The organism is Bacillus thermozeamaize, from assembly GCA_002159075.1.
GTDB classification, from domain to species: domain Bacteria; phylum Bacillota; class Bacilli; order ZCTH02-B2; family ZCTH02-B2; genus Bacillus_BB; species Bacillus_BB thermozeamaize.
In genome coordinates this window covers 1-3416 of record LZRT01000129.1, presented here as the reverse complement: position 1 = coordinate 3416, position 3416 = coordinate 1, and the positions used below count along the sequence as shown (strand labels likewise).

At 59.0% G+C, this 3416-nt stretch carries 5 protein-coding genes and 1 pseudogene; 2 read left to right on the top strand and 4 right to left on the bottom strand.

Features of this window, described 5'->3' with window-relative positions; genetic code table 11:
* Nucleotides 1-171: 171 nt before the first annotated feature.
* The 3 genes from BAA01_15355 to BAA01_15345 form a co-directional block, all read right to left on the bottom strand.
* Entirely contained in the window at nucleotides 172-489 is a 318-nt protein-coding gene (locus tag BAA01_15355; protein OUM84452.1) for a hypothetical protein, read from the bottom strand.
* Between the two features lie 195 nt (nucleotides 490-684).
* Nucleotides 685-1512, bottom strand: a complete 828-nt coding sequence (locus tag BAA01_15350; GenBank protein ID OUM84453.1) for a modification methylase — start codon at nucleotides 1510-1512, stop codon at nucleotides 685-687.
* 36 nt (nucleotides 1513-1548) lie between these two features.
* Nucleotides 1549-2232, bottom strand: a complete 684-nt coding sequence (locus tag BAA01_15345) for a hypothetical protein (GenBank protein ID OUM84451.1) — start codon at nucleotides 2230-2232, stop codon at nucleotides 1549-1551.
* 90 nt (nucleotides 2233-2322) lie between these two features.
* On the opposite strand from BAA01_15345, the gene BAA01_15340 reads away from it, so the two are divergent.
* Nucleotides 2323-2652 carry a hypothetical protein gene (locus BAA01_15340; GenBank protein OUM84450.1) on the top strand — a complete coding sequence of 110 codons (330 nt, stop codon included), beginning with the start codon at nucleotides 2323-2325 and terminating at the stop codon, nucleotides 2650-2652.
* Nucleotides 2653-2714: 62 nt separating this feature from the next.
* Here BAA01_15340 and BAA01_15335 read toward each other — a convergent pair whose 3' ends face one another.
* Nucleotides 2715-2927 carry a hypothetical protein gene (locus BAA01_15335; protein ID OUM84449.1) on the bottom strand — a complete coding sequence of 71 codons (213 nt, stop codon included), beginning with the start codon at nucleotides 2925-2927 and terminating at the stop codon, nucleotides 2715-2717.
* Nucleotides 2928-3023: 96 nt separating this feature from the next.
* On the opposite strand from BAA01_15335, the pseudogene BAA01_15330 reads away from it, so the two are divergent.
* A pseudogene (locus BAA01_15330) lies at nucleotides 3024-3416 on the top strand (hypothetical protein).

The following is a 3416-nucleotide window of genomic DNA, read 5'->3' as shown; positions in this document are numbered from 1 at the left end:
ATTTCCCATTCGTGTGCCTACGCGATTTCGGGATTTTGCCTCGCTTCAGAGTGAAGAAATCCCTTTGTTAAGGGTTTTTCCCTCTCACTGTGTGCCTCAAAACGGGTGAAAACTGTCGAACCCGGGTCCCCCCAGGGAGTGGCACCAGCTACAGTCTGCCGCTCCGGACCGCTAGGAGTACCGCTGCACCAGCAAACCGACCACCGTCACGCACCCGGCCAGTGTCGACGCCAACGCGGTCCCCACCGGCACGGGAGGGGCCGTCTCGGCGGCGTCGGTGGCTGGCAGCCTGCGAACGGCTCCGACCTCCTGGACATGCTGAGTGTGGGAGGCGGTAGCCGCCCGGGCCACCGGGGCGGGATGCAGGTCGCCCCCCTCCCGGCTCACCCTGGCAGCCACGGCGACGGACAGCACCAGGCAGGCCGCCAGCAAGGTCAACCTGCGCACCGGCGAATAGGCAACTGAAAGGACGAGGTGCCGCCGCTTCATAAGCGACCTCCTGAAGACGTCTCGTTTCAATCTGACGGTAAGATTGTACACTTCCGGGTTGTTATCCGTCAATTCCGTCGACTGGGACGGATGTCGACGCCTGTACAGGTTCGGGCTGGGAAGCACAGTGCAGTAAGGGACCTGAAACGACCGAGGCGCCTACAGCCGGGTTCGCCGGTCTGAAGGCGCCTGGTTTCAGTAGTTCCGCACCACCACCTCGGTGATCTGCCCCCGGCGGTCGGCCTTGCTGTTGATGGCCCGGCTCGCCCACACCTTGTCGATCCGATACCCCCGGTAGAGCTCGTGGATGAAGGGGGTGTCGGAGTTGGAGAGCATCACGAGGCATCCCCGGCGATCCAGTTCCCGGAAGACCGCCGCCAGCCGCCGCTGGTCCTCCGGGCCGAAGTTGTCCGGGGTGTAGCTCGTAAAGTTGCTGGTCTCGTTCAGGGGGTGGTAGGGGGGATCAAAGTAAATGAAGTCGCCGGGCTTCGCCCGGTCCAGCACCGTCTCAAAGGGGGCCAGCAGGATCTCCACGTTCTGGAGGGCAGCGTGGGCGGCCAGCAGCGCCTCCTCGTCACAGATCTTGGGGTTCTTGTACCGACCGAAGGGGACGTTGAACTTCCCCTTCCGGTTCACCCGCCAGAGGCCGTTGTAGCAGGTCTTGTTCAGGAAGATCATCCGGGAGGCCCGGCGGACCGGGTCCTGGGGCTCCTCCGCCCGAATGGCGTAGTAGTAGTCCCGCTCGTTCCGGTGCCGCTTCAGATCTTCAATCAACTCGTGAACCGAGTTTTGAACCACGCGGTAGATGTTTATGAGCTCAGGGTTTATGTCGGAAAGGACAACGCGTTTGCCCCTCAGTCGTCCGGTAGCAAAAAGGTGAAAGAAAACAGCTCCGCCCCCCACAAAGGGCTCATGGTAGGCATTAAAGGACGCAGGGTAGAGGGGTTCGAATTGGGCGAGCAGTTGGCTCTTGCCGCCCGCCCACTTGAGAAATGGCCGCGGCGTGCGAGTATCACCACTCAGCTGCGAAAAACTGGACAATCAGGGCAACCTCCCAGGTCATATTGGCTGGTTCAGTAGAGCAGCGCAGTACGCGTCAATTCGGGAGCGCCTGATGTAATACGAATACTGCCGGCGCCTCCCATCGTGATGGGTCTTCAGTTTCAGGAAGAAAGCCCGATCGGGCTGTGGCGGATTGCCCGTAAGGAAACGATGGTCGGCCTTAAGGATGTGGAGCACCAAGGGACTCGGGGCGAGGTAGATGACATCACTGATGCGCCATCCCTGCGTAATGGGTTCGATACGCACTAGCACAAGACGTTCCAGGGCCGCCACTGGATCCTGGTTGCTTCGGGTAATGAGCAGGTCCTCCTTGTACTGGCCGTCAGGTCTTACCACTGACGTCCGCAGAGTCCAACTACTATTTCCTGCCAATTTGTGTACGTACTTACCGAGTGCACCTTTATCTCGTGGATTAAAACCGGCGGCAGCCAACTCCGCCTGGGTAATCTCTCGTCCTACCAAGAGCGAGCGCAGGGCCTGAAACTCGGTTGCTCGTAGCACGGAGCTAACGTATTCCTTTAACCGGCTCTTCTTAATGTAGTAGGCGTAGCGCTTTGGTCCGCCTCCCTGTCCCTTAGTGCGTAGTTCCAAGAAGTACGTGTCTTTGGCCTTGCGGTTGGTCCGCAAGAGCTCTACATCGGCTGCGAGGGCAGCCATCAACAGCGGAGAAGGTCGCAACAACAGAATATACTGACCCCGACAGAAGGTTGACAGTGACGTAACGGAGAGTGAGTTCGCTCGTCGAATACACCGTCACGGGAGTGAGACGAGATGAGCGAGAAACAACAGCCCTCCGAAAAGCGTCGTCGTTGGACAGCCAAAGCGAAGCTGGAGGTAGTTCTCGAAGGACTCAGGGGCCAGGAGTCGGTCGCGGAAATCTGCCGGCGCCATGGCATCACCCAGTCCATGTATTACGAGTGGCAAGAGGCCGTGTTCAAAGCCGCTGAGGAAGGCCTCACCCACGGCGGACGTACCGCACGAGAGGCGGAGCTTGAAAAGCAGCTTCGCCAGGCCCAGCGTACGATTGGCCGCCTCACGATGGAGAACGAGTTGTATCAAAAAAAACAAGACTGGCTCGCCCGTCGGCAGAAGAAGTCGTAGCCTTTTATCACCGGGAGGCGAAACAATACCCGATCGATCTGGTCTGTCGTGTGATGGGCATCTCACGCAGCGCCTTCTACAAGGCCCTGAGTAGGAAGCGCGAGTCTCATCAGGTCAAACCGGATCCGGATGAATGCCGCTTGATAGCCCGAATCAAGGAGCTCGTGGCCCGATTTCCCGACTACGGGTACCGGCGAATCTGGGCGCTGTTGCGCTTTGGTGATGATCCCATCGTCGTCAATCGTAAGCGTGTCCAGCGCCTCATGCGGGTCCATGGTCTACAAGTAAAGGTGAAGCGGTATCAAGCCTCCCGCAGGACCCACGTGGGACGAGTCGAGGTGAATGACTCGGACCTGTTATGGGGCATCGACATGACAAAGATTTGGTGCGGCAAAGACGGCTGGGCCAGCCTCTTTGCCATTGTCGATCACTGTGATCGCGAATGTGTCGGTTTTCGGTTGAGCCTCGACGCCAAAGCTGAGCGGGCTAGGGAGGCGTTGGATCAAGCGGTTGCCTACCGCTTTGGTTCACCCAAGGCCGTACCCGCTGATCTGCAAATCCGGGCGGATAACGGATCACAGTTTGGCGCCCGGGCGTTTGTCAACGAGGTCGATCGGTTGGGGATCGAACTTACGTACACCCCATATCGGTCGCCCCAGGGGAACGCCATTGTGGAACGATTCTTTCGCAGCCTCAAAGAAGAGTGTGTGTGGCACTACCGATTTGAAAGCTTTCACGAAGCGGAGCGCGTGATTTCCGACTGG

Excerpts from the sequence above, each read along its gene's own strand:
- BAA01_15355 (OUM84452.1), bottom strand. The coding sequence starts at position 489 with ATGAAGCGGCGGCACCTCGTCCTTTCAGTTGCCTATTCGCCGGTGCGC.
- BAA01_15340 (OUM84450.1), top strand. The coding sequence starts at position 2,323 with ATGAGCGAGAAACAACAGCCCTCCGAAAAGCGTCGTCGTTGGACAGCC.
- BAA01_15335 (OUM84449.1), bottom strand. The coding sequence starts at position 2,927 with ATGGACCCGCATGAGGCGCTGGACACGCTTACGATTGACGACGATGGG.